Origin of the sequence: Kitasatospora sp. NPDC101447 (assembly GCF_044767225.1) — a bacterium.
In the GTDB taxonomy this organism is placed as follows: domain Bacteria; phylum Actinomycetota; class Actinomycetes; order Streptomycetales; family Streptomycetaceae; genus Kitasatospora.
On record NZ_JBIWNL010000022.1, the window covers coordinates 95,531 to 121,241 of the forward strand.

Consider the following 25,711-nt stretch of genomic DNA (forward strand, 5'->3'; position numbering starts at 1 on the left):
GCGACGCACCATGTCGCTGATCGATCTGCTGGCCCGCCTGCGCGAGCAGGACATCCACCTGCGGGTGGAGGACGGAAAACTGCGGTACAGCGCCCCCGCCGAGGGACTCCCCGACGGGCTGCGCGCCGAGATCACCGCGCACAAGGGTGAGCTGATCGCCTTCCTGGCCGCGGGAACCGCCACCGACGGGCCGCGGCCGGTGCCGCGCCGCGCCGACGGCACCCACCCGGCCTCGCCGGTCCAGGAGCGGCTGTGGCTGCTCGACCGGATGGAGCCCGGCAACCCCTCGTACCACATGCCGGCGGCGGTCCGGCTGACCGGCACGCTCGACGCCGGGCTGCTGGAGCAGGCCGTCAACCGGATCGTGGCCCGGCACGAGGTGCTGCGCACCTCCTTCGAGGACCACGGCGGCCGTCCCCGCCAGCGCGTCGACGCCGAGCGGCACGTCCCGCTGGTCCGGCACGACCTGCGCGACCTGCCCGAGCCGGAGCGCACCGCCGAGGTCGCCCGCCGCTCGGAGGCCGAGGCGGCCGCCCCGTTCGACCTCGCCGCGGACCCGCTGATGCGCACCACCCTGCTGCGGACCGGCGACGACGAGCACGTCCTGCTGCTCACCCTGCACCACATCGTCGCCGACGGCTGGTCGGTGTCCGTCCTCGCCGACGAACTCGCCGCCCACTACCGGGCGCTGACCGAGGGCCACCCCGCGGACCTGCCGGCCCTGCCGGTCCAGTACGGCGACTACGCCGCCTGGCACGCCGAGTGGCTGGAGAGCGACGCCTGCGCCGCCCAGCTGGACCGCTGGCGCACCCGCCTCGGCGGCGAACTGCCCGACCTCAACCTGCCGTTGGACGTGCCCCGGCCCGCCGTGCGGACCTTCCGGGCCGGCCGCGCCGAGCGCACCGTCCCGGCCGCGACGGCCGACGCGCTGAACCGCGTCGCCCAGCAGTCCGGGGCCACCCGCTTCACCGTCATGCTGGCCGCCTTCAAGGTGCTGCTGCACCGCCTCAGCGGCCAGGACGACCTGATCGTGGGCATCCCCGAGGCCGGCCGCACCCGCTCCGAGATCGAGCCCCTGGTCGGCTTCTTCGTCAACACCCTGGCGCTGCGCACCGACCTCTCCGGCGCCCCCACCTTCCGCGACCTGCTCGCCCAGGTGCGGGACACCGCCTACGACGCCTACGCCGACCGCGACCTGCCGTTCGAGCGGATCCTGATCGACCTGCAGCCCAAGCGGCGGCTCGACCGCACCCCGGTCTTCCAGGTCTTCTTCAACATGGTCCCGTTCGCCGAGCAGCGCCTGGAGCTGCCCGGCCTGAGCGCGAGCTTCCTGCACGTCCCGGACGCCGGTGCCAAGTTCGACCTGACGCTGTACGCGGGCCTCGACGGCCGCGACCTCACGCTCGTCCACAACGCCGACCTCTTCACCGAGGAGCGGGCCGGGCAGCTGCTGGACCAGTACGTCACCCTCGTCGAGCAGATCGCGGCCGACCCGGACCGTCCCGTCCCGTCGTACAGCCTGGTCACCGACCGGTCCCGCGAGGTGCTGCCGGACCCGGCCCGGCCGCTGGCGGCCGACTGGTCGGGCGGCATCGCCGAGGCGTTCGCCGAGCAGGCGCGCACCGCGCCGGACCGGGTCGCCGTCGAGGAGCCGGCCGGAACCTGGACGTACGGACAGCTGGCCGAGCGCGCCCACCGGCTGGCCCACCGGCTGCGCGCCGACGGGGTCGCCCCCGGCGACGTCGTCGCCCTGTACGGGCCGCGCGGAGCCGCACTGGCCTGCGCCATGCTCGGCACCCTCGCCGCCGGGGCCGCCTTCCTGGTCCTGGACACCGCCGAGCCCGCCGCCCGGCTCGCCGAGCAGACGGCCCTCGCCGCCCCGCGCGCCTTCGTGCGCACGGACGGCGCCGAGGCCCCGGCCGAACTCCTCGACCGGGCCCGGGAGACCGCCGTCTCCACGCCGGTGCTGCCCTGCTGGGACGAGCTCGCGGAGCTGCCCGCCGACCCGCCGGCGCTCGACCTCGGCCCCGGCTCGCCCGCCTACCTGGCCTTCACCTCCGGCTCCACCGGCCGCCCCAAGGCGGTGCTCGGCACCCACGGGCCGCTGGCGCACTTCACCGCCTGGTACCGGGACGAGTACGCGCTCACCGCCGAGGACCGCTTCGCCCTGCTGTCGGCCCCCGGCCACGACCCGATGCTGCGGGACGTCCTCGTCCCGCTCGCGCTCGGCGCCACCGTCTGCGTGCCCGACCACGCCGCGCTGCCCGGCCGGTTCGCCGACTGGGCCGACGCGCAGCGGATCACCGTGGCCAACCTGACCCCGGCGACCCTGGAGTACCTGCTCGGCGGCCGGGCCGCCGAGCGCACCGCCCCGGCCCTGCGCCACCTGTTCTTCGGCGGCGACCGGCTGCGCGGACACCACGTCACCCTGGCCCGGTCCCTCAACCCGGACGTGGTGTGCGTCAACTTCTACGGCGCGACCGAGACGCCGCAGGCGATGAGCGCCCACCGGGTGCCGGCCGGCGAGCCCGCGGCCGAGATCCCGCTCGGCCCCGGCACCCCCGGCTCCCAGCTGGTCCTGCTCAACGCGGCCGGCGTCCCGGCCGGCGTGGGCGAGCTCGCCGAGATCCACGTGCGCTCGCCCCACCTGTCCGCGGGCTACCCGGCGGACCCGGAGCTGACCGCGGCCCGGTTCCTCACCAGCCCGGTCACCGGCGACCCGGCGGACCGCTGGTTCCGCACCGGCGACCTCGGCCGCTACCTGCCCGACGGCACCGTCCGGTTCTGCGGCCGCGCCGACCGCCAGATCCAGATCCGCGGCTTCCGGGTGGAGCCCGCCGAGGTGGAGGCCCGGCTGCGCGAGCACCCCGGCGTCGCGGACTGCGTGGTCGGCGTGCCGCGGGCGGAGGACGCCGACGGCGCGGACCCGCGCCTGGTCGCCCACTGGACGCCGGCCGGCGCCTCGGCGCCGACCGTCCGGGAACTGCGCGAGCACATGGGCGCCGTCCTGCCCGACCACCTGGTGCCCGCCGCCTTCGTGCGGCTCGACGCCCTCCCGCTGCTGCCCACCGGCAAGGTCGACGTGTCGGCGCTGCCCGCGGCGCCCGCCGCCGAGCGGGACGCGGACGAGCCGTACGCCGCCCCCGTCACCGAGGTGGAGAAGGCCCTCGCCGCCATCTGGGAGGACGTCCTCGGGGTGGAGCGGGTCGGCCTGAACGACGACTTCTTCGCGCTCGGCGGCCACTCGCTGCTGGCCACCGTGGTCACCCACCGGGTGCGCGAGGCGCTCGGCGCGGAGATCGCCGTCCGGGCCCTGTTCGAGGACCGCACCGTCGCCGGGCTGGCCAAGCTCGTCGAGCAGCAGGGCGACGCGGAGAGCGCCGGCGCGCCCGGCCCCATCCGGTCGGTGGCCCGCACCGACGCCGGCCTGGACGACCTGCTGGCCCGGCTGGGCGCCCTGACGGACGGGGAGGGCTGACCGGATGCGCTGGACCGAGAAGCTCGCCGCCCTCGCCCCGGCGGACCGCAACCGGCTGGGCCGGCTGGTGGAGCAGGAGGGGAGCGTCATGAACCTCTTCCCGCTCTCCTACACCCAGGAATGGGTATGGTGGAACAGCCGGCTGCAGCCCGCCTCGCCGATGTACAACGTCGCCGCCACGCTCCGGCTCGACGGCCCGCTCGACAGCGCCCTGCTGGACCGGGTGCTGCGCGAGATCGTCACCCGGCACGAGATCCTGCGCACCGGCTTCCACGTCCTCGGCCGCACCGCCGTCCAGGCCGCCGAGGAGCCCCCGGCCGGCCCGCTGATCACCGAGCACGACCTGCGCGGGGTGCCGCAGGAGCGGCGGGAGGCCGAGACCCTTGCGCTGGTCGGGCAGGAGCGGGCCCGGCCGTTCGTCCTCGCCGAGGGCCGGCTGCTGCGGGCGCTGCTGCTGCGCACCTCCGACGACACCGCGCTGCTCGCCCTGACGACCCATCAGATCGCCTTCGACGACTGGTCGATCGGCGTCCTGGTGCGCGAGGTGGGGGAGCTGTACGCGGCCTTCCGGGACGAGAAGCCCTCCCCGCTCGCGCCGCTGCCGGTGCAGTACTCCGACTTCTCGCTGTGGCAGCGGCAGTGGATGGACGAGGCCCGGATGGAGGCCGAGTTCGGCTACTGGGAGTCCCGGCTGGGCGGCCTGCCCGCCCTGCTGGACCTCCCGGCCGACCTGCCCCGGCCCGCCGTCCGGTCCTTCCGCGGGCGGGTCCTCGACCTCCCCCTGGACGAGGCCGTCACCGAACGGCTGCGCGCGCTGTGCCGCGCGGCCGGCGCGACCACGTACATGGCCCTCACCGCCGTCTTCCACCTGCTGCTGCGCCGGGCCACCGGGCAGGCCGCGTTCGCCACCAGCACGCTCACCGCCTACCGGACCCGTCCGGAGGTGGAGCACGTGATCGGCGACTTCGGCAACATGATCGCCGTCGTCGCCGCACCGGACGGGCCGGGCACCACCTTCGCCGACCTGCTGGCGGCCACCCGCGGCGCGGTCCTGGAGGCCCAGGAGCACGCGGACATGCCCGCGCACCGGATCACCGGCCGGCTGCGGCCCCGGCGCGAGGACAGCCACAACCCCCTCACGCAGGCGATGTTCCTGAGCGTGCACGCGATGAACTCCGTCGCCGGCGCGGACCTCGGGGACCTCCGGGTGGGCTTCGCCCGCATCGGCGAACCCACCGCGTCCAGCGCCTTCGACGTCGAGGTCCGGCTGGTGGAGAAGCCGGACACCCTCACCGTGCAGTTCGTGCTCGCCGAGGACCTGTTCACCGCGGCCGGCGCCGCCCGGCTGGTGGCCCAGTACGAGGACCTGCTCGCCGCCGTCCTGGACGACCCGCAGGCCGCGACCGACGCGCCGGCCGCGCCCGCCCCCGTCCTCCCCGCGGCCCCGGCCGCCGACGGCGGCGCGGCCGAGGCGGTCCGCCGCACCGCCGAACTGCGGCCGCAGGACCGGGCGCTGGAGACCCCCGGCGGCCCGGTCGGCTACCGGGAGCTGTGGCAGCTCGTCGCCGAGGTGCCCCAGGGCTCCCCGGCGGACGGCCCGCTGCCGCTCGCCGACGTCGCGCCCACCCCGGACTCCGCCGCCCGGCTGCTCGCCGCGCTCCGCGACGGCCGGGGCGTCGACACCGGCGCCGGTGTGCTGCTGGAGCCCGCCGTGCTGGCCGCGCTGGCCCGGCTGTGGGCCGACCGGTGCCAGGCCGGGCCGGGCGCCCGCTGGCTGGCCGCCGCCCCCGCGGGCACCGCGACCGCCCTGCTGGAGCTGCTGGTGCCGCTCTGCGCCGGGGCGACGGTGGTCCCCTCGGACACCCCGGACGGCCTCCCGGCGCAGGGCGGCGTGGACATCGCCGTCCTGCCGGCCGAAGCCCTGCACCGGGTGGCCCCCGGGGCCGCGGCCGGGCTGCGCACCCTGGTCCTCACCGGCCGGCACGGCCGGCTCCCGCAGGCCCCGGCCGGCGCCGCGGGGCCGGCGGTGCTGCGCGCGGTCGGCCCGGCGGGCCTGGAACTGTGGCCGGTCCCGGCCGGAGCCGACCGCGGCCGCGGACCCGCCCTGGCCGCCCCGGCGGCCGGCGCGGCGGACCCGCTGCACCGGTGGCCCGCGGACACCGCCGGGCGCCGGGTGCTGCCCGGTGCCGTCGGCGAACTGCGGCTCGGCGGACCGGCGGTGCCCGGCGGTGAGCTCGCCACCGGACTGCTGGCCCGCGAGGCCGCGGACGGCGGCCTGGAACTCCTCGGCGCCGCCGCCGACCGGCGGGTCGACCCGACCGGCTACACCGTCCGGCCCGCCGAGAGCGCCTGGGCGCTCACCTCGCTGCCCGAAGTCGCCGACGCCCTCGTCGAGTTCGACGCCGACGGGGTGCTGACCGCCCGGATCGCCCTGCGGGCGGCGGACGGCCCCGGCCCGGCCCCCGACGCGGCGGCGCTCACCAAGCGCCTGCGCACCCTCCTGCCCGGATACCTGCGCCCCGCCCGGCTGGTCGTCGACCCGCCGGCCGACGGGCCGCACCCGCACCACTGAACGAGTCAAGGAAGAACCGGAGAACGCATTGAGCAAGGCCGACCACAGCGGCGGGACGACCCCCGCCGCACCCGATCCGCGCGACTGGATCGTGCTCCGGGGAGTCCGGGAGCACAATCTGCGGATCGAGGAGCTGGCGGTGCCGCGGCACGGGGTGACGGTTTTCACCGGCGTCTCGGGCAGCGGCAAGTCCTCGCTGGCCTTCGACACGATCTACGCCGAGGGCTACCGGCAGTACCTGGACAGCCTGTCCGCCTACGTCCGCCGCAAGCTGCCCAAGGTCCCCAAGCCGGCGGTGGAGTGGATCAGCGGCCTCAGCCCCACCGTCGCCATCGAGCAGCGGACCATCAGCCGCAACCCCCGCTCCAACGTCGGCACCATCACCGAGATCTCGGACCGTCTGCGGCTGCTGTTCGCACGGGCCGGCCGGCACGAGTGCCGCGGCTGCGGGCAGCACATCCACCCGCGCGACGTCGGCGAGCACCTCGGGGCGCTCGCGCAGGCCGCCGCCACCGGGCCGCTGGAGCTCTACCGGCCCGCCGTCGGGGACGAGCCCGGCGGGCGCGTCCTGCTGCTGCCGGCCGCCCCCGGCGAGGACGACCTGGCGCGGGCCCGGCAGGCCGTCGAGGCGGCGCACCGCGACGGCAGCCCGCTGGTCGCCCGCCGCGACGGCAGCACCGTCCGGCACCTGACGGCCGGCTGGATCTGCCCCGACTGCGGCACCGAGGCCCGCGCCACCTCCTCGCACTGGTTCACGCCCAACTCCCCGGCCGGGATGTGCGAGGAGTGCCAGGGCCTCGGCTTCACCTACCAGGTGGACCCGGCGCTGCTCGTCGGCGACCCGGAGGCCTCTGTCCGCTCCGGCGCGCTGACCTTCTTCGGGGACCGCACCCGCAGCAAGAAGACCTGGTGGCCGCTGCGCGAACTGCCCGCGGTGCTCGAACTCGCCGGTGCCGGACTGGACACGCCCTGGCGCCTGCTCCCCGAGGGGGTGCGGGAGCTGGTCCTCACCGGTGCCACCGCGCGGCCGCTGCCGGAGGCGCTCGCCCGGGAGCTGGAGCGCAAGCCCTTCGACGGGCTGGCCCAGCACCTGGAGCGGCTGTTCCGCGAGGCGGACTCGCCCGAGCGCAAGTCCTTCTACCAGGTGTTCATGGCGGCCCGCGGCTGCACCGACTGCGGCGGCACCCGCCACCACGCCGAGGCGCTCGCGGTGCGCCTGGCCGACCTCAACATCGCCGAGGTGAACGCGCTGCCGGTGGCCCGGCTGGCCGAGTGGCTGGAGGCCGTCCGCGCCGAGCTCGCCACGACCTTCCTCGCCGAGCTCGCCGAGGAGCTGCTGGTCCAGATCGGCACCCGGCTGACGTTCATGCTCGACGTCGGCCTGGGCTACCTCTCGCTGGACCGCTCCGCGCCCACCCTGTCGGCGGGGGAGGGCCAGCGGCTCCGGCTGGCCCGGCAGCTCGGCTGCGGGCTGGTCGGCGTCACCTACGTGCTCGACGAGCCGTCCATCGGCCTGCACGCCAAGGACAACTCCCGGCTGATCGCGCTGCTGCGGCAGCTGGCCGACGCGGGCAACACCGTGCTGGTCGTCGAGCACGACCAGGAGACCATGGAGACCGCCGACCACCTGGTCGACCTGGGCCCGGGCGCGGGCACCAGGGGCGGCCTGGTGATCGCGGCCGGCCCCACGGCGGAGGTCGTCGCCCACCCGGACTCGCGGACCGCCGCCTACCTGCGCGGCGAGCTGGTCGTCGGTTCGCCCCGGGCCGGCCGCCGCCGCCCCGGGGACGACTGGCTGACCGTCCGCGGCGCCCGGCTGCACAACCTGCGCGGGGTGGACGCCGCCATCCCGGTGGGCCTGCTGACCTGCGTGACCGGGGTGAGCGGCAGCGGCAAGAGCTCGCTGATCACCCGGACCCTGCAGCCCGCCCTGGAACAGGCCCTGACCCACCGGCGGGCCCCCACCGGGCCGTTCACCGAGCTGGCCGGCTGGGAGCGGTTCAGCCGGGTGGTCACCGTCACCCAGGAGTCCATCGGTGCCTCCTCCCGGTCCACGCCGGCCACCTACGTGGGCATCTTCGACGAGATCCGCAAGCTCTTCGCGAAGACCGAGGAGGCGGTCCGCCGCCGCTGGTCCACGGCGATGTTCAGCTTCAACACCGAGAAGGGCGGGCGCTGCGACCGCTGCGCGGGCAAGGGCACCATCCGGATCGAGATGCTCTTCCTGGCGGACTTCTCGGTGCGCTGCCCCTCCTGCGACGGGCGCCGCTACCACCCGCGGGTGCTCGAAGTCGCCTACCGGGGGCGGGACATCGCGCAGACCCTGGACCTGGAGGTCGCCGAGGCGCTGGAGGCGTTCGGGGACATCCCGGCCGTCGCCCACCCGCTGCGGATGCTCTGCCAGGTGGGGCTCGGCTACCTCAGGCTCGGCCAGGACACCACCACCCTCAGCGGCGGCGAGGCCCAACGCCTGAAGCTGTCGCGCGAGTTGATGCGCCGCGACGACGGCCGGACGCTCTACCTGATCGACGAGCCGACCACCGGACTCCACTTCTCCGACGTGGAGGTGCTGCTCGGGGTCGTCCACGACCTGGTGGACCTGGGCAACACCGCGGTGGTCATCGAGCACAGCGTCGAGTTCGCGGCGGCCTGCGACTGGATCGTCGACCTGGGCCCGGGCGGCGGCGAGAACGGCGGCGAACTGGTCGCCGCCGGGCCGCCGGAGCAGGTGGCCGCCCACCCGAAGAGCGCGCTGGCGCCCTATCTGGCCCGCCAGCTTCACGTCATGTCGAGCAGAGGAGGACACAGTGCCGGCACCGAGCGCTGAACCGGTCATCGACGTCGTCGCCGCGTTCGAGCGGTGGGTGGTCCGCGAGCCGGGGCGGCCCGCCGTCACCGGCGAGGGGCGGACCTGGACGTACGGCGAACTGGGGGCCGCGGCCGACCGGGTCGCCGGGCAGCTGCGGGCCCTCGGCATCGGGGCGGAGAGCCGGGTCGCCGTGCTCGCCGGCCGCACGCCCGAGATGCTCGCCGGCCTGGTGGGCGTGCTCAAGGCGGGCGCCGCCTACGTCCCGCTGGACCCGGCCTACCCGCAGGACCGGATCGGCTACATGCTCGACGACTCGGGCGCCGCGGCGGTGCTGGCCGAGCGGCGGCACGCCGGCACGCTGGCGTACGGCGGCCCCGAACTCGTCCTGGAGGAGCTGGTGCGGGGCGGCCCGGACGGGCCGGAGACCCCGCCGGCCGACGCCCCGCCGCTGATCGGCGACCAACTCGCCTACGTGATCTACACCTCGGGCTCCACCGGCCGCCCCAAGGGCGTGCTGGTGCCCCGGGCGGCGATGAGCGAGTTCGTCGCCGCCGCGGTGGCCCTGCTGGGGCCGGTCGCCGAGGTCACCATGGTGGCGACCTGCCCCACGTCCTTCGACTTCTCGGTGTGCGACATCTTCGCCCCGCTCCACGCGGGCGGCCACGTGATGCTGGCCCAGGACGTGTTCTCGCTGGTCGAGCCGGACGGCTGGGTGACCGGGGACGCGGTCTGCGCGGTGCCGTCCGCGCTGGCCCAGATGGTCGCCCTGGGCGGCCCGCCACCGCGCGTCAAGGCCGTCCTCACCGGCGGCGAGGCGATGCCCAGGGCCCTGCTCGCCGAGCTCCGGGCGCGGGGGGTGACCCAGGTGTTCAACATCTACGGGCCCACCGAGGCCACCGTGTCGGCCGCCGCCACCCTGCTGGACTGGGACGACGAACTGGTCTCCATCGGCACGCCGTTGCCCGCCGTGCACGCCTACGTGCTGGACGAGGACCTGCGGCCGGTGCCCGACGGGACCTCCGGCGAGCTGTTCGTCGGCGGCGCCCAGGTCACCCGCGGCTACCAGGGCCGTCCCGGGCTGACGGCCGAACGGTTCCTTCCGGACCCGTTCTCCGGCGAGCCCGGCGCCCGGATGTACCGGACCGGGGACAGCGTGCGCCGGCGTCCGGAGAGCGGCCTGCTGGACTACTTCGGGCGGCTCGACGCGCAGGTCAAGGTGCGTGGCTTCCGGGTCGAACTCGGTGAGATCGAAGAGGCGTTGACATCGTGCCCCGGTGTCGTACAGGCTGCGGTAGTACTCCGTGACGATCTTCCCGGCGGCCCCCGCCTGGTGGCGTACACGGCCCCGGCGGACGCCTCCGCGCCGACCGGGGAGCAGCTGCGGGACCACCTCAGGCACAGCCTGCCGGAGCACATGGTGCCCGGTCAGTTCGTCACCCTGGACGCACTGCCGCTCACCCCCATCGGCAAGCTCGACCGCAAGGCGCTTCCCGCGCCGGCCCTGCGCCGCTCCCGGGCCGAGGTGCTGCCCGGCCGGTGACCGCGCGGAGCAGAAATTCCGCGGAACATCCGGAATTCCAATTCCCATCTTTCTTGCACGAGCCGGACACGATAAGCTCGCCGCATACTGACCAGGGCTTCTGGGAATTAATTCCAGAGCCTGTTGGAGGTTGAATACCTGTGCGCCTTCTCGCGATCGAACGGGACCAATTCGAGGACCGTCTGAGGGAGATTTTCGGGCCGCGGATCACCCCGGTCGAGGAATCCTTCGACATCATCCAGAAGTACAAGGACGGATCGTTCGCCATGGGCCACATCGGCCTCATGCTCTACGCGAACGGATACAATCTCCGCGGCGCCAGCAGCAAGTACCCGAACGGGCTCGTCTACCACGACGGGACCAACATCTTCGGGGTCGGGTACTTCAGCAAGGAGGGGCACGTCGCCAAGCACCTCCACATCGTCGCCCCGAAGGGCCCGACCCGGATCGAGGCGGTCCGGGAGTTCATCGCCACCGTCCGCGCGGCCGGCCTGGCCCGGGAGTCGGTGTACGTCCGGCACCTGTCGGCCGAGGACCGCGACGCCTTCCTGGGCGCCGGGTTCACCGGGATCGACACCGACCCCTGGCACCTCGGTGCCCCGGAGGAGGACGAGACCTACCCGAACCGGGTCTACTACCTGGACGAGGTCTTCGACCAGGCCGAGGACGGGACGCTCCAGGTCGCCAAGCTGGCCGGCGAGGAGCGGCGGAAGTACAAGAACAAGAACAAGATGGCCTACCGGCGCTTCGAGAACTTCCTGGAGCGCAACCCGCACCTCTCCTTCCAGATCGAGCCCTACCACTACTCCGGGCCCGAGAAGGAGAGCGCCCGCGGCGTCGTCGAGAGCTATTTCCAGGCGCGCCGCGAACAGGGCACCGTCGTCGGTTCCACCCCCGAGGACTACCTCGCCATCGTCCGCGTGAAGCCGGGCGGCGACAACGAGCGGGACTACTTCTCGTACCTCGGCAACATCGTCACCGAGGACGGCGAGAAATTCCCCGCCATGTTCTTCGCGGGGGAGCGGATCGGCGAGCAGCGGGCCGCCCTCTACTGCACCATGACCATGCGTTTCCGGGAGCGGCTGACCGGGCTCTTCAAGGACAGCACCGGATTCACCGCCATTCCCCAGTACGTCTGGCTGACCGTGTTCCGGCTCATGTGGGCGCAGGGCATCCGCGAGGTGGACGCCGGCGGTTCCGAGGTCAAGGGCCTCGACGACCAGAAGCGCCAGCTGGGCGGAAAGCCGGAGAAGACCTTCTGGGTCGTCGGGGCCGCCGCCGGCGACCCGTCGGCCGCGTGATGTGACCCGTTCCAACTCGAAGGGGAAGTGATGGAGTCAACCATGTCCAACGCCGACTACGACGTCTGCGTCGTCGGTCTGGGATACGTCGGTGTCACGCTCACCGCGGCCCTCCTGAAGACCGGCAAGAGCGTCCTGGGCTACGAGTACAACAAGAAGGTCGCCGAGGACCTCGACGCGGGCGTGCTCCAGCTCGCGGAGCCCGGCGTCGAGGAGGTCTTCCGGGACGCCGTCGGCACCCGGCTGAAGGTCACCTCCGAGCTGGGGGCCGGCGCCCTCCCGCCGGTGGTCATCATCTGCGTGGGCACCCCGATCGAGGTCGACGGCACCGAGCCCAACCTGCGCCACCTGCAGGCGGCGGTGGAGACCATCGCCGACGGGATCGACGAGAACACCCTGGTGATCGTCCGCAGCACCGTGCCGGTCGGCACCACCCGCAACCTGGTGCTGCCCGTGCTGCAGCGCAAGGTGGCGCAGCCGCTGGTCGCCTTCTGCCCCGAACGGACCATCCAGGGCAAGGCGTTGGACGAGCTGCTGTCGCTGCCGCAGATCGTCGGCGGCATCGACGACGAGGCCGTGCGCCGCGCCACCGAGCTGTTCGCCTCGCAGACGCCCACCGTGGTGCCGGTCTCCTCGGTCGAGGCCGCCGAGATGATCAAGCTGATCTGCAACTGCCACACCGACCTGATCTACGGGTACGGCAACGAGGTGGCGCTGATGGCCGAGAAGCTCGGCCTCGACGCGGTGGAGCTGATCAAGAGCGCCAACTTCGGCTACCCGCGGCCCGACCTGAGCCTGCCCGGCTTCGTCGGCGGCAGCTGCCTCACCAAGGACCCGTACCTGCTGATGCACGCGCTCAAGCCGCACGGCCACACCCCCGGCATGATCGCCGCGGCCCGGCAGCTCAACGAGTCCCTGCCGCGCCGGATCGGCGAGCGCGTGCTGGCCGCCCTGTGGGAGCAGGGCTGCGACCCGGCCACCGCCCGGGTGCTGGTCTCCGGCTTCGCCTACAAGGGCCAGCCCGAGACCGACGACCTGCGGGGCTCCGCCTACGAGGGCCTGCTCGACGTGCTGCGCGGCCGCGTCGGCGAGATCGTCGGCCACGACTTCGCCGTCCCGGCCGAGCGCATCGCCGCACTCGGCGTGCGTCCGGTGGACCTGGCCGAGGGCTTCGAGGGCACCCACGCCGTCGTCATCCTGAACAACCACCTCTCCTACCGCGACCAGGACATCGACGCGCTGGTGGCCACCATGGCGCCGCCCGCGGTGGTCTACGACACCTGGCGCATCCTCCCCGCCACGTCCAACGTTATGAGGCTCGGCCATGCGTAAGAAGATCCTGATCACGGGCGGTGCCGGATTCATCGGCATGCACCTGGCCCGCCGGCTGGCCGACGAGCACGACGTCACCGTCGTCGACGACTTCAGCCGCGGCCGCCAGGACGACGAGCTCGACGAACTCCGCTCCAAGGTCACGGTGTTCACCCACGACCTGACCCTCCCGCTGCCCGCGGACCTGCCCCGCGACTTCGACGAGGTGTACCACCTCGCCGCCGTCGTCGGCGTCGTCTACTCCAACCAGGAGCCGCAGCGCGTGCTGCGCACCAACCTGCTCTCCACCATCCACGTGCTGGACTGGTTCAAGGAGCTGGACGGTGCCACCCTCTGCTTCGCCTCCTCCAGCGAGGCGTACGCGGGCAGCGTCACCGCCGGCGTGGCACCGGTGCCGACCCCCGAGGACGTGCAGCTCGTCGTCTCGGACCCGACGGTGGCCCGCTCCTCGTACGGCTTCAGCAAGATCGCCGGCGAGCTGCTGTGCCGCAACTACGCCCAGGCGTACGGCTTCCCGCTGCGCATGGTGCGCTTCCACAACGTGTACGGGCCGCGCATGGGGTACGAGCACGTCATCCCGCAGTTCATCGAGCGGCTGCTCGGCGGCGCCGACCCGTTCGAGATCTACGGCGCCGACCAGTTCCGGGCGTTCTGCTACGTCGAGGACGCCGTCGAGGCCATCGCCGCGCTGACCGCCCTGCCCACCGGGGACACCCTCCTGGTCAACGTCGGCAACGACCGCGAGGAGATCCGCATCGACGACCTCGCCAAGGTGGTCTTCGACGTCGTCGACCGGCACCCGGCCCTCGACGTCCACCCCGCCCCGCCGCTCTCGCCGGAGCGCCGCGTCCCGGACATCTCGCTGCTGCGCTCGCTCACCGGCTACGAGCCGAAGACCGACCTGCGCGAGGGCGTCCGCCGCACCTACGAGTGGTACGCCCGCGACCGGGCCGCTCGGAAGCAGCAGTCATGACCCACGTGCGCATCGTCCACCGCGGCTACTTCCCGGCCCGCGCCGGCGCCGAGGCGATGGCCCAGAACCTCGCCGAGTCGCTGGCCCGGCGCGGCCACCGGGTCGGGCTGTACTGCAGCAGCATGGACGAGGAGTCGGCCCGGTGGATGACCGGCGCCGGAGTCGAGGTCGGTGTGCTGCCGGCCTCGGCCCCGCCCGCCGAGCGGCCCGACGTGGTGCACGCCTTCGACAGCGTCTGGCCGGACTACCCGCAGGCCGCGCTGCGCCTCGCCCGCGACTGGGACGTCCCGTTCGTGTTCACCCCGGCCTCGGCCGCCGGCGTGTGGCAGGACCGGGAGGCCGTCCTGGACGTCGCCCGGCAGGCGGACGCCGTCTTCGTGCTCACCGAGGCGGAGCGCCGGCTGTTCGTCGAGGCCGGCGTCGACCCGACGGCCCTGCACCTCAACGGCCAGGGCCCGCAGTTGAGCGCCGCCGAGCCCGACGGCGCGGCCTTCCGGGCCCGCCACGGCATCGACGGGCCGATGGTCCTCTTCCTCGGCCGCAAGATGCGCAGCAAGGGCTACCACCTGCTGCTCCAGGCCGCCCGCAAGGTGTGGGCGGACCACCCCGGGGCCCGGTTCGTCTTCGCCGGCCCCGACTGGGACGAGGACTGCGCGGAGGTCTTCGCCGCCCACCGCGACCCGCGGATCCTCGACCTCGGCATGGTCGAGGAGGACGAGAAGGCCGACGCCCTCGCCGCCTGCGACGTGTTCTGCCTGCCGTCCACCGTGGACGTCTTCCCGCTGGTCTTCGTCGAGGCCTGGGTCAACGGGAAGCCGGTCGTCTCCGTCACCTTCGACGGCGGCGAGGAGGTCGTCCGGCACGGCGTGGACGGACTGCTGTGCGAGCCCGACCCGGACGCCGTCGCGGCGGCCGTGGTCCGACTGCTCGCCGACCCCGCCGAGGCGGCGGCCCTCGGGGCGGCCGGCCGGACCCGCACCGAGCGCGAACTCAGCTGGGACGCGGTGACCGACCGGTACCAGGCCGTCTACGACCGGCTCACCGCACGCACCGCCGGCCCGGCCGGCACCCCTTAGGCCGTCCCCTCCGGATCCCGCCCGAACGGCGGGGGCCCCGGGGGACGACCCGCGCGTGCTGCCGAGCGGCCCACCGCCGGCACCACCGCACCGTGCCCGATGCACACGCACGCGGCACCCGAACGAACACCGCGCACCACCGGCGCGCGGGGGGATGGTGGATAGAGATGTCCGACTGGAAGGTAAACCTGTACCGGCCCCGGCTCGGCGACGCCGAGTTCGACGCCGTGGCCGCGGTGATGCGCTCCGGCTGGCTGTCCAACGGGCCCGTGACCCGTGAGTTCGAGGAGGCCTTCGCCCGGACGGCGGGCATCGAGGACGCGGTCGCGGTCAGCAACGGCACGGCCGCCCTGCACCTGGCCTTCCTCGCCCTGGACCTGGGCCCCGGCGACGAGGTCGTCCTCCCGTCGCTGAGCTTCGTCTCCGCGGCCGCCGTGGTCACCCTGTGCGGTGCCACCCCGGTCTTCGCCGACATCACCGGCCCGGACGACCTGTGCGTCGACCCCGCCGACGTCGCCGCCCGCATCACCCCCCGGACCAAGGCGATCGTCGCCATGCACTACGGCGGACACGCGGCCGACCTGCCCGCGCTCGCCGCCCTGGCCCGCAAGCACGGCGTGGCCCTCGTCGAGGACTCCGCGCACGCCCCCGCGACCCGCTCCGCGCACGGCGTGCTGGGCACCGTCGGCGACATCGGCTGCTACAGCTTCTTCGCCACCAAGAACCTCGCCACCGGTGAGGGCGGCATGGTGGTCGCCCGCGACCCCGAGGTGCGCGAACGGATCCGCCGGCTGCGCTCGCACGCGCTCACCGTCAGCGCCCAGGACCGCCACCGCGGCGGCCCCTCGCTGTACGACGTCGACTCCTTCGGCCTCAACTACCGCCCCACCGAGCTCGGCAGCGCGATCGGACTCGTCCAGCTGGCGGACCTGCCGCAGCGCCAGGTCCGCCGTCAGGAGATCGTCACCCGCTACCTCAAGGGCCTCGCCGGCACCGAGGGCCTCGGCCTGCCCTTCCACGACCGGCCCGTCGAGCTGGCCGCGCACCACCTCTTCGCGGTGCTGCTGCCGGACGGCGACGCCCGCGGCGCGATCCAGGACGCGCTGCGCGGAGCCGGCGTCCAGAGCGGGGTGCACTACCCGCCCACCCACCTCTTCACCGCCTACCGGGAGCGCTTCGGCCACCGCGAGGGCGACCTCCCGGTCACCGAGGAGGTGATGGACCGTCAACTGTCGCTGCCGCTGCACGTCGACATGACCGACGACGACACCGACCTGGTGGTCCAGGCCCTCCGGGACGCCCTCGCCGACGCCCCCGGGGCCGGCGCGTGACCCCGAACCCCGCCCACCGCTACACCCTCGTCGACGGGGGGTTCCGGCGGGACGGCGCGCCGTACTTCAGCGTCGGCTTCAACTACCACCCCTCGGCCGCCGGTTGCGACTACTGGCGGGACTGGGACCCGGAGCGCCTCGACGCCGACTTCGCCCGGATGGCCGAACTCGGCTTCAACACCGTCCGCTTCTTCGTGTTCTGGGCCGACTTCGAACCGGAGCCCGGCGTCTACGACCCGGTGGCCACCGAGCGGCTGCGCACCTTCGGCTCCCTCGCCGCCCGGCACGGCCTGCAGTGCCTGCCCTCGCTGCTCACCATCTGGATGAACGGGCAGCGCTTCGACCCGCCCTGGCGGGCCGGCCGGGATCTCTGGCACGACCCCGAGATGACCGAGCGTCAGCTCGGCTTCGTCCGGCACGTCGTCACCGCCCTGGGCGGGTCCGCCGACGTCCTCGCGTACGACCTCGGCGACGAGGTCATCCACGTCGACCAGGCCGCCTCCGGCGCGCTCGGCCCCGAGGGGGTCCGCCGCTGGTGGGGCCTGCTCGCCGACGCCGTCCGCGAGGCCCACCCCGGCGCGCTGGTGCTGCAGGCCAACGAGGCGTCCGCGGTCACCGGCACGCACGCCTTCCGGCCCGAACACGCCGAGCCGCTCGACCTGGTGGGCCTGCACGGCTTCCCGGTGTGGAGCCCGTTCCACGTGGAGTCCGTCGCCGCCCCCAAGGCCGGCGCCCTGGTGCCCTACCTGGTCCGCCGCGGCCGGGAGCACCGGCCGGTGCTGGTCGACGAACTCGGCAGCTACGGCTGCGACGAGGAGACCGCCCGGGACTACCTGCGGGTCGCCGCGCACGCCGCGCTGGCCGCCGGGGCCTGCGGGGTCATCGTCTGGTGCTGGCAGGACTTCACCACCGAGGCCAAGCCGTACGCGCTGCGCCCCAACGAGCGGTTCGTCGGCCTGCTGCGCGCCGACGGCACGCCCAAGCCGGCCATGGCGGCCTTCCGGGAGTTCGCCGGCCGGGCGACCGGCGAACTGGCCGGGTTCCGGCCGCTGCCGGCGCCCGTCGGCGTCCACCTGCCCGAGCACCGGGAGGAGGGCGACGCCGGCTACCTCGCCTCCGGCGGCTCCGACGCGGCGGCCGGCTTCTACGCCGCCCAGCTGCTGCAACGCGCCCACCTGCCCTACGAGTTCACCGCAGGCCCGCCGGTCGCGCCCGGCACCCCCGGTGGCCACCGGCTGGTGGTCTGCCCCTCCGTCCGGCACATCACCCTCGACGGCCAGCGGGCGCTGGCCGACTACGTCGAGGCGGGCGGCGTCCTGCTGTACACCGGCGGCGACCTGCTGCACGGCTTCGGCGGGGAGGAGCTGTTCGGCATCCGCATCACCGACTTCACCCTGCGGGCCGAGGACGCCGACTCCTTCACCTGGCAGGGCACCCGCTACCCGCTGGTGCGGGAGGCCGGCCAGCTCCCGGTGCTCGCCGCGACGACCGCCACCGTGCTCGCCGCCTTCCCCGACGGCTCGCCCGCGCTCACCCGCCACCGCTACGGCCGGGGCGTCGCGTACCACCTCAACGCCCCGTTCGAGCAGCAGCTCAACGCCCCGCACCGGCTGGACGAGGCGCCCTGGCACCGGCTCTACGCCGACGTCGCCGCGGCCGAGGGCCTCACCGACGAGCTCGTCACCGGGCCCACCGTCGACAGCCCCGAGGTCGAGGTCGGCGTCCTGGGCCGCGGGGACGAGCGGTGCGCGCTGGTGATCAACCACGCCCCCCGCCCGGTCCGCACCACCCTGCACCACGACGGCCGGGCCGAACTGCTGGACCTCGGCCCCAAGGCCGTGCACCTGGCCACCTGGACGGAAGGACGGAGGGCCGGCGCGTGATCATCGACGCCCATGTCCACGCCGGCGAGTACTACCGGCACTACACCGCCTCCTTCGCCGAGGAGATGATGGCCACCACCGGCATGCCGCCGGAGGCCCTGACCGCGCCCGAGACCGCGCTGCTCGCCCACATGGACGAGGCCGGTGTGGACCGGGCCTTCCTCCTCGCCTTCGACGTCCGTCGGATCGAGGGGTTCAAGGTCCCCAACGAGTTCGTCGCCGACATCTGCGCCCGCCACCCCGACCGGTTCACCGGCTTCGCCTCGGTCGACGCCGGCACGCCCGGCGCCGCGGCCGAACTCCGGCACGCCGTCACCGAGCTGGGGCTGTCCGGGCTCAAGACGGCCCCCTGCTACCTGCGGATGTCTCCCGCGGACCCGCTCTGGAACGACGTCTACGAGGTCGCCCAGGAACTGGACGTCCCGGTCCTCGTGCACACCGGCTACACCCCGGCGAAGAAGGCCGACCCGCGGTACTTCTCCCCGCGGCTGCTCGACCGGGTCGCCACCGACTTCCCGGGCCTGCGGCTGATCCTCGCCCACCTCGGCACCCCCTGGACCGACACCGCGCTGGACCTGATGTCCCGCCACCCCCGGGTGTACGCGGACCTGTCCATCTTCAGCTGGTACCGGCCCGCCGCCACGGTCGCCGCCGCCCTGGCCAAGGCCCGCGCCCTCGGCGTCCTGGACCGCCTGCTGTGGGGGACCGACCACCCCTTCTGCACCATGACCGACTCGGTGTCCCGGATGCGCGAACTCGCCACCGACGACTCGCTGTGGCCCGACGGCACCGCACTCACCCCGGCCGAACACGCCTCCCTGATGGGCGGCGCGGCGGCCGGGCTCCTCGCCGAGACCAAGAGGGGGCTCCTGTGAAGACCCTGCAATGGCACGCCCCCTACGACGTACGGGTCGTCGACGCCCCCGTCCCCACCCTGACCGCCCCGGGCGACGCCCTCGTCCGGGTGGTCCGGTCCGCCGTCTGCGGCACCGACCTGCACCCCTACCGCGGTGAGATCCCCGGCTTCACCCCCGGAACCGTCACCGGCCACGAGTTCACCGGCGTGGTCGAGGAGACCGGCCCCGCGGTGCGCGGCTTCCGCCCGGGCGACCGCGTGGTGGCCTCCGACGTGATCGCCTGCGGCGGCTGCTGGTACTGCCTGCGCGGCTGGCACTACCAGTGCGCCGAGGTCGGCCTGTTCGGCTACGACACCGTGGTCGGCAGCACCGCGGTGGCCGGCGGCCACGCCGAGTACGTCCGGGTCCCGTTCGCCGACACCGTGCTGTCCGCGATCCCCGACGAGGTCTCCGACGAACAGGCCCTGTTCGTCGGGGACATCCTCGCCACCGGCTACGCCGCCGCCGACCGCGCCGGGATCCGGCCCGGCGACGTGGTCGCCGTGGTCGGCTGCGGCCCGGTCGGCCTGATGGCCCTCAAGGCCGCCCAACTGATGGGCGCGGCACAGGTTCTGGCGATCGACCCGGCCGAGAGCCGGCGGGCGGCCGCCGCGGCCCAGGGCGCGGTGCCGCTGGACACCGGCGACGACCTCGCCGAGCGGGTCCGCGCGCTGACCGAGGGGCGCGGAGCCGACGTCGCCCTGGAGGCCGTCGGCGTGGACGCCTCCCTGCGCAGCGCGCTGGAGATCGTCCGGCCGCTGGGCACCGTGTGCGCCGTGGGCGCGCACGCCTCGGAGGCCATGCCGATGCCCACCGGCCTCGCCTTCGGCAAGGAACTCACCCTCCGGTTCGCCGTCGGGGATCCGATCAGCTCCCGCGACGGGCTGATGCGGCTGATCCGCACCGGACGCATCGACCCGACGTTCCTGATCTCCCACCGGCTCCCGCTCGCCGAGGCCGTGGAGGGCTTCAAGCTGTTCGACGCCGGCCACGCCACGAAGGTGGTCCTCGTCCCGTGAACGCCCTCCACCTCCCCGCGGACGGGCCGGCCACCCTCCCCGCCCTGCTGGCGGAACGGGTCCGCCGCACGCCCGACGCCCCCGCCCTCGACTGCGGCGGCGCCCGGCTCAGCTACCGCGAACTGGACCGGCGGGCCGGGCTGCTGGCCCGCCGGCTGCGCGGCGCGGGCGTCGGCCCGGACGTCCCGGTCGGCATCCACCTGCACCGCTCGGTGGAGCTCGCCGTCGCCCTGCTCGCCGTCCTGAAGGCCGGCGGCGCGTGCGTGCCGCTGGACCCGGGGTACCCGGCCGAGCGGCTCGCCTTCGTCCTCGGCGACGTCGGCGCCCCGGTCCTGCTCACCACCGCGGGCCTCGCCGACCGGCTCCCCGGGCACACCGCCCGCGTCCTGCTGGTCGACGGGCCCGCCGAGGGCCCGGCCGAGGAGGCCGGCGAGGGCCCGGCCGAGCCCGGACTCCACCCCGAGCACCTGGGCTGGATCGCGTACACCTCCGGCTCCACCGGCCGCCCCAAGGGCGTCCCGCTGGGCCAGGCCGCGCTGGCCGCGCTGGCCCTCGGCATCGCCGACCGGCTGGAGCTGACCCCGGCCGACCGGGTCCTGCAGTTCGCCTCCATCGGCTTCTCGGTGGCGGCCGAGGAGGTCCTGTCCACCTGGGCCGCCGGCGCCTGCCTGGTCATGGACCCGGCCGAGGAACTCGCCGACAGCGCCCGGCTGCTCGCCCTGATCGAGCGCGAACGCGTCTCGGTGCTCCAGCTGACGCCGTCCTACTGGTACGAGTGGCTGCGCGAGCTCGACCGCGGGCAGGGGCCGGTCGCCCCGCCCTCGCTGCGGCTGCTCGTCGTCGGCAGCGAACCCGTCGCCGTCGACCGGGTCGCCGACTGGTGCGCCACCGGGGTCCGCCTGGTCCAGGAGTACGGCGCCACCGAGGCCACCGTCTCCCAGCTGCTGCACGAGACCGCGGCCGGCCCGCAGGAGATCCGCGGCTGGGACCGGCTGCCCATCGGCACCCCGCTGCCCGGGGTCCACGCCCACGTCCTCGACGAGCGGATGCGGCCGGTGCCCGACGGCGACCCGGGGGAGCTGTACCTCGGCGGCCCCGGGGTGTCCCGGGGCTACCTCGGCCTGCCCGCCCTGACCGCCGACCGGTTCCTGCCCGACCCCTTCACCGACCGGCCCGGCGGCCGGATGTACCGCACCCGCGACCTGGCCCGCCGACTGCCCGGCGGCGCCCTGGAGTTCCTCGGCCGGATCGACTACCAGCTCAACATCCGCGGCATCCGGATCGAGCCCGGCGAGGTCGAGAACGCCATCGGCCAGTTCCCCGGCGTCCTGGAGAGCGCCGTGCTCGCCCGGCCCGACGACACCGGCGCCGAGCAGCTCGTCGCCTGCGTGGTGTGGGCGGGGGCCCCGCAGGTCCGGGCCCTGCGCGCCCGGCTGCGCGAGGTGCTGCCGCCGGCCCTGGTGCCGGCCCGGTTCGCCGCCCTGGACGGACTGCCGCTGAACGCCAACGGCAAGGTGGACCGGCGCGCGCTGCGCACCCTGCAGCTCGACCTCGCCTCCGGCCGGTCGGACACCGGCGCGACCGCGCCGCGGACCCCGCTGGAGGCCGAGCTCACCGAGGTCTGGGAGGAGGTCCTCGGCACGGCACCGATCGCCGTGGACGACGACTTCTTCGAACTCGGCGGCGACTCGCTGACCGCCGTGCGGCTGGCCGCGGCCTGCCGCGCCCGGCTCGGCGCGGACGTCCGCCAGCGCACCCTGTTCCAGGCGCCCACGGTGGCCGCGCTCGCGGCGGAACTCGAACGCGCCGTCCCGCCGGCCGGGACGGCCGCCGCACCCGGTGCGGCCGGCGCGGAACCGGCCGGGCCCGCCCCGACCTCCTACGCCCAGCAGCAGATGTGGCTGCTGCACAAGCTCGCCCCCGGCTCACCCCGGTTCAACGAGCCGGTGGTGCTGCGGATCGCCGGACCGCTGGACCGGACGGCGCTGCACACGGCGCTCGGCGGCCTGGTCGCCCGGCACGGCGCCCTGCGCACCGTGTTCGCCACCGAGGACGGCCTGCCCGTGCAGGTCCTGCGGGAGCCGTACCGGCCGGACCTCCCGCTGCTGGACCTGACCGGCCGCGGCGAGGAGGCGGTGGCCGGGGCGGTGGCCGGGCTGGTCCGCGAGCCGTTCGACCTGACCCGGGGCCCGCTGCTGCGGGCCACGCTGGTCCGCCGCGCGGCCGAGGACCACCTGCTGGTCCTGGTCCTGCACCACATCGTCTTCGACGGCCGCTCGATGGAGGTCCTGTTCGACGAGCTCGGCCCGCTGCACGCGGCCGCGGTGGCCGGCACCGACGCCGACCTGCCGGCCCCCGCCCCGGAGTACCGGCACTGGGCCCGCGAGCAGCGCCGGCAGGCCGCCGAGCAGGGCTACGACGCGCAGCTGGCGTACTGGCGCAAGCAGCTCGCCGGCGCCCCGGAGACCACCCGGCTGCCGGTGGCCGCGGACGCTTCGGCGCCCGCCCCCGGCCGCGGCGCCGTGCACACCTTCGCGGTGCCCGCACCGCTCACCGCCCGGCTGCGGGAGCTCGCCGGCGCCGAGCGGGCCACCCTGTTCATGGTCCTGCTGAGCGCCTTCCAGGAGCAGGTCCACCGCGCCTCGGGCGCCCGCGACCTGGTCGTCGGCACCCTCACCTCGGGCCGGGACCGGCCCGAACTGGACGGCGTCGTCGGGATGTTCGTCAACACCCTGTGCCTGCGGACCGAGCTGGAGCCGCAGCGCTCCTTCCGCGATCTGCTCGCCCGGGTGCGCCGGACCGTGGGCGAGGCGCTGGCCCACCAGGACGTGCCCTTCGAGCGGGTCGTGGAGGAGCTGCGGCCCGCCCGCGGCCGCGGGCACAGCCTGTTCTTCCAGCTGATGTTCACCTTCGGCAGCACCCCCGCCCGGGGGCCCGAACTGCCGGGGACGGTCACCACGGTGGTGCCCTGCGACACCGGCACCGCGAAGTTCGACCTCAGCCTCGCGCTGGACGAGGACGGCGCGGGCGGCCTCACCGGCCGGCTGGAGCACGACCTCCACCGGCTCGGCCCGGACGCCGCCCGGGACTTCGCGGACGGCTACCTCGCCCTGCTGGAGCGGGTCGTGGCCGACCCCGGCCACCGGGTGGGTGCCGGATGACCCGCACCGCGCCGCCGTCAGGCCTGCGCGCCGTCCGCGCCGGGCAGCCGGCGGGCCACCTCGGCCAGCAGCGCCCGCTCGTGCTCGCGCAGGTAGAAGTGGCCGCCGGGGTACGTCAGCACCTCGTGCCCGGCGTTCGTGACCTCGGCCCAGCTGTCCAGCTCGGCCACCGGGCAGGCCGGGTCCTGCTGCCCGCCGAACACGGTGACCGGCACGTCCAGCAGCTCGGTGGGTGCGGCCGGCTGGTAGCGGTCCAGCATCGTGTAGTCGGCGCGCAGCGACGGCATCAGCAGGTCCCGCATGTCCGGGTGCTCGTAGACGTCGGCGTCGCTGCCGGACAGCGCCCGGACCACGGCGATCAGCGAGGCGTCGTCCAGGCCGGGCCGGCGCCGGCCGCCGTAGCCCACGTGCGGTGCGCCGCGGCCCGACACCAGCAGCCGCGCCACCCGCTGCCCGCCGTCCCGCCGCAGGTTGCGGGCGACCTCGTAGGCGACCGCCGAGCCCATGCTGTGCCCGAACAGCACCAGCGGCAGGCCGGTGTGGGCCTTGAGGGCCCGCGTCGCGGCGTCGGCCAGCTCCGGCAGCGACTCGAAGCAGGGCTCGGCTATCCGGTTCTGCCGTCCCGGGTACTGCACGGCCAGCACCTCGACGCCGTCCGGCAGTTGCCGCGGCCAGTCCAGGTAGCTGGTCGCGGAGCCGCCCGCGTGCGGGAAGCACACCAGCCGCACCCGGGCGCCGTCGACCGGATAGCGCCGCAGCCAGGGATCGGAGTTGTCCACCTTCGGACGCCGTGCCTCGACCATGACCGCCCCGTTCCGGCCCGCGTCCCGCAGCCCCCGGTGGGCGGGAGGACGGCCGGCCACTTGATCAACGGCGTCACCCTACCAACCGGCGACGTCCCGCCGACCGGTGACCTTCGCCCCGAGCCGACCTGGAGCACCGCATGACCACGGCCCCGACCGACACCCCGACACCCTGCACGGTGATCGACCAGAAGCGCCTGTACGACCTCTACACGAGCGTCCCGACGGCGGCCGAGTACCAGGAGATGGTCGGGATGGAGGAGCGCTGGATCGGGGCGATCGCCGAGGGCCACCGCCGTACCGCCCCCGGGTTCGCCTCGCACACCGAACTCCTGCGGGAGCTGTCCGGCTTCCTGGCCCGGGAGGGCGCGGTGGCCTCCGACAGCCACCGCTTCCTCGCCGAGGAGGCGACGATCGACCAGTTCCGGGTGGTGGTCTCGGAGTTCGCGATGGACGGGCTCACCGAGTCGCTCAACCTGCTGCCGGTGGTCCCGCGGCTGCCCTACAAGGCCGGCATGGCCGTCTTCCGCGTGATGGTGGACGAACTCGGCTGCGGCAACGACGACCAGGCGCACTCGGAGCTGTACCGCGAGCTGCTGCGCGAACTGGACCTGCCCACCGAGGTGGAGGCGTACCGGGCCGGCTCCAGCCCGCAGAGCCACGCCTACGTCAACATGTTCCACTGGCTGGCCTCGCGGGCGGACACCCCGGAGTACTTCCTCGGCGGCTACGCCTACTTCGAGGCCAGCGTGCTGTACGGCTTCCGCAGCTTCGCGCAGGCCGCCCGGCGGCTCGGCCTGAAGTCGGGGAAGTACTACACCGAGCACCTCTACATCGACACCTACCACAGCAAGCAGATGCGGGTGGCGATCCGGGAGACGCAGACGGCGCAGGGCCTGGACCTCGCCAAGGTGTGGGCCGGCGTCGAGCTGACCAGCGCTGTCGTCGGCGACGCGACCGAGACGGCGATCGCCCTGGCCCGGGAGGCGGGACGCGCATGACCGTGACCGTCACCGACGACACCCCGGACACCCCGAACACGGCGGACACCCCGGACACGCCGAACACCGCGGACGCGGTGGCGGACCTGCCGGACCGGGAGGCCGCGCAGGACCCCCGGGTCCAGCAGGTCAGCGAGCGGCTGATCCTCGTCGAGGCGGGCGGCCGGCGGCTGATCACCGACGCCGCCTGCCCGCACCGCAAGGGCCTGATGCGCTACGGCCACCTGGACGCCGACCGGATGCTGATCCGCTGCCCGCTCCACCACTCCGCCTTCGACCTCCGGGACGGCGGGCGCCGGGTCGCCGGCCCGGCCTGCGCCGCGCTGCGGATCCTCGCGGAGCTGCCCGAGGGCGCACCGGTGCCCCCGGAGTCCGAGCTGCGCCGCCTGGAGGGCCGGCTCGATGCGGCGGACTGACCCCGGCCGCGCGGCGGGGGGGGGGCCGCGGGGGGGGGGCGGGGGGGCGGGGGGGGGGGGCGCCCCCCCGCGGGCCCGGGGGCGGGGGGGGGGGGGGGGGGGGGCGAGGCCCGCCCCCCG

The 25,711-nt window shown here is 74.8% G+C and carries 16 protein-coding genes; 15 read left to right on the top strand and 1 reads right to left on the bottom strand.

Going from position 1 to position 25,711, the window contains the following annotated elements; genetic code table 11:
• Positions 1-10: 10 nt before the first annotated feature.
• The 13 genes from ACIRST_RS27290 (at position 11) to ACIRST_RS27350 (ending at position 23,371) form a co-directional block, all read left to right on the top strand.
• On the top strand, positions 11-3,478 hold the full coding sequence (locus tag ACIRST_RS27290) for an amino acid adenylation domain-containing protein (RefSeq protein WP_402805022.1): 3,468 nt from the start codon (positions 11-13) through the stop codon (positions 3,476-3,478).
• 4 nt (positions 3,479-3,482) lie between these two features.
• Positions 3,483-6,050, top strand: a complete 2,568-nt coding sequence (locus ACIRST_RS27295) for a condensation domain-containing protein (protein WP_402805024.1) — start codon at positions 3,483-3,485, stop codon at positions 6,048-6,050.
• A gap of 28 nt (positions 6,051-6,078) precedes the next feature.
• Entirely contained in the window at positions 6,079-8,877 is a 2,799-nt protein-coding gene (uvrA, locus tag ACIRST_RS27300; RefSeq protein ID WP_402805026.1) for an excinuclease ABC subunit UvrA, read from the top strand.
• Entirely contained in the window at positions 8,858-10,399 is a 1,542-nt protein-coding gene (locus ACIRST_RS27305; protein WP_350523430.1) for an amino acid adenylation domain-containing protein, read from the top strand. The genes uvrA and ACIRST_RS27305 overlap by 20 nt, the downstream gene beginning before the upstream one ends.
• A gap of 140 nt (positions 10,400-10,539) precedes the next feature.
• Positions 10,540-11,700, top strand: coding sequence for a hypothetical protein (locus tag ACIRST_RS27310; RefSeq protein ID WP_350523429.1), 1,161 nt, complete (start codon positions 10,540-10,542; stop codon positions 11,698-11,700).
• 42 nt (positions 11,701-11,742) lie between these two features.
• Positions 11,743-13,032 (top strand): nucleotide sugar dehydrogenase, encoded by a 1,290-nt coding sequence (locus ACIRST_RS27315; RefSeq protein ID WP_350523428.1) that lies wholly within the window; start codon positions 11,743-11,745, stop codon positions 13,030-13,032.
• On the top strand, positions 13,025-14,005 hold the full coding sequence (locus ACIRST_RS27320) for an NAD-dependent epimerase/dehydratase family protein (RefSeq protein ID WP_350523427.1): 981 nt from the start codon (positions 13,025-13,027) through the stop codon (positions 14,003-14,005). The genes ACIRST_RS27315 and ACIRST_RS27320 overlap by 8 nt, the downstream gene beginning before the upstream one ends.
• A complete protein-coding gene (locus tag ACIRST_RS27325; protein WP_396552275.1) occupies positions 14,002-15,081 on the top strand; it encodes a glycosyltransferase family 4 protein in 1,080 nt (359 codons plus the stop codon). Before ACIRST_RS27320 ends, ACIRST_RS27325 begins: the two co-directional genes overlap by 4 nt.
• A gap of 167 nt (positions 15,082-15,248) precedes the next feature.
• Positions 15,249-16,412 carry a DegT/DnrJ/EryC1/StrS family aminotransferase gene (locus tag ACIRST_RS27330; protein WP_402805031.1) on the top strand — a complete coding sequence of 388 codons (1,164 nt, stop codon included), beginning with the start codon at positions 15,249-15,251 and terminating at the stop codon, positions 16,410-16,412.
• The gene (locus ACIRST_RS27335; protein ID WP_350523424.1) at positions 16,409-18,295 is read left to right on the top strand and encodes a beta-galactosidase trimerization domain-containing protein; all 1,887 of its coding nucleotides are present in this window, start codon (positions 16,409-16,411) and stop codon (positions 18,293-18,295) included. The genes ACIRST_RS27330 and ACIRST_RS27335 overlap by 4 nt, the downstream gene beginning before the upstream one ends.
• A complete protein-coding gene (locus tag ACIRST_RS27340; protein ID WP_350523423.1) occupies positions 18,292-19,170 on the top strand; it encodes an amidohydrolase family protein in 879 nt (292 codons plus the stop codon). The genes ACIRST_RS27335 and ACIRST_RS27340 overlap by 4 nt, the downstream gene beginning before the upstream one ends.
• Entirely contained in the window at positions 19,167-20,210 is a 1,044-nt protein-coding gene (locus tag ACIRST_RS27345; protein WP_350523422.1) for an alcohol dehydrogenase family protein, read from the top strand. Before ACIRST_RS27340 ends, ACIRST_RS27345 begins: the two co-directional genes overlap by 4 nt.
• The gene (locus tag ACIRST_RS27350; RefSeq protein WP_402805034.1) at positions 20,207-23,371 is read left to right on the top strand and encodes an amino acid adenylation domain-containing protein; all 3,165 of its coding nucleotides are present in this window, start codon (positions 20,207-20,209) and stop codon (positions 23,369-23,371) included. The genes ACIRST_RS27345 and ACIRST_RS27350 overlap by 4 nt, the downstream gene beginning before the upstream one ends.
• A gap of 17 nt (positions 23,372-23,388) precedes the next feature.
• On the opposite strand, the gene ACIRST_RS27355 is transcribed toward ACIRST_RS27350, so the two are convergent.
• Positions 23,389-24,174 carry a thioesterase II family protein gene (locus ACIRST_RS27355; RefSeq protein WP_402805036.1) on the bottom strand — a complete coding sequence of 262 codons (786 nt, stop codon included), beginning with the start codon at positions 24,172-24,174 and terminating at the stop codon, positions 23,389-23,391.
• A gap of 140 nt (positions 24,175-24,314) precedes the next feature.
• Here ACIRST_RS27355 and ACIRST_RS27360 point away from each other — a divergent pair, with 140 nt between their 5' ends.
• Positions 24,315-25,175 (top strand): iron-containing redox enzyme family protein, encoded by an 861-nt coding sequence (locus ACIRST_RS27360; RefSeq protein ID WP_402805038.1) that lies wholly within the window; start codon positions 24,315-24,317, stop codon positions 25,173-25,175.
• A complete protein-coding gene (locus tag ACIRST_RS27365; RefSeq protein ID WP_402805040.1) occupies positions 25,172-25,591 on the top strand; it encodes a Rieske (2Fe-2S) protein in 420 nt (139 codons plus the stop codon). The genes ACIRST_RS27360 and ACIRST_RS27365 overlap by 4 nt, the downstream gene beginning before the upstream one ends.
• The last annotated feature ends 120 nt before the right edge of the window (positions 25,592-25,711 follow it).

Excerpts from the sequence above, each read along its gene's own strand:
- ACIRST_RS27360 (WP_402805038.1), top strand. The coding sequence starts at position 24,315 with ATGACCACGGCCCCGACCGACACCCCGACACCCTGCACGGTGATCGAC.
- ACIRST_RS27365 (WP_402805040.1), top strand. The coding sequence starts at position 25,172 with ATGACCGTGACCGTCACCGACGACACCCCGGACACCCCGAACACGGCG.
- ACIRST_RS27330 (WP_402805031.1), top strand. The coding sequence starts at position 15,249 with ATGTCCGACTGGAAGGTAAACCTGTACCGGCCCCGGCTCGGCGACGCC.
- ACIRST_RS27325 (WP_396552275.1), top strand. The coding sequence starts at position 14,002 with ATGACCCACGTGCGCATCGTCCACCGCGGCTACTTCCCGGCCCGCGCC.
- ACIRST_RS27320 (WP_350523427.1), top strand. The coding sequence starts at position 13,025 with ATGCGTAAGAAGATCCTGATCACGGGCGGTGCCGGATTCATCGGCATG.
- ACIRST_RS27295 (WP_402805024.1), top strand. The coding sequence starts at position 3,483 with ATGCGCTGGACCGAGAAGCTCGCCGCCCTCGCCCCGGCGGACCGCAAC.
- ACIRST_RS27315 (WP_350523428.1), top strand. The coding sequence starts at position 11,743 with ATGTCCAACGCCGACTACGACGTCTGCGTCGTCGGTCTGGGATACGTC.
- ACIRST_RS27355 (WP_402805036.1), bottom strand. The coding sequence starts at position 24,174 with ATGGTCGAGGCACGGCGTCCGAAGGTGGACAACTCCGATCCCTGGCTG.
- ACIRST_RS27290 (WP_402805022.1), top strand. The coding sequence starts at position 11 with ATGTCGCTGATCGATCTGCTGGCCCGCCTGCGCGAGCAGGACATCCAC.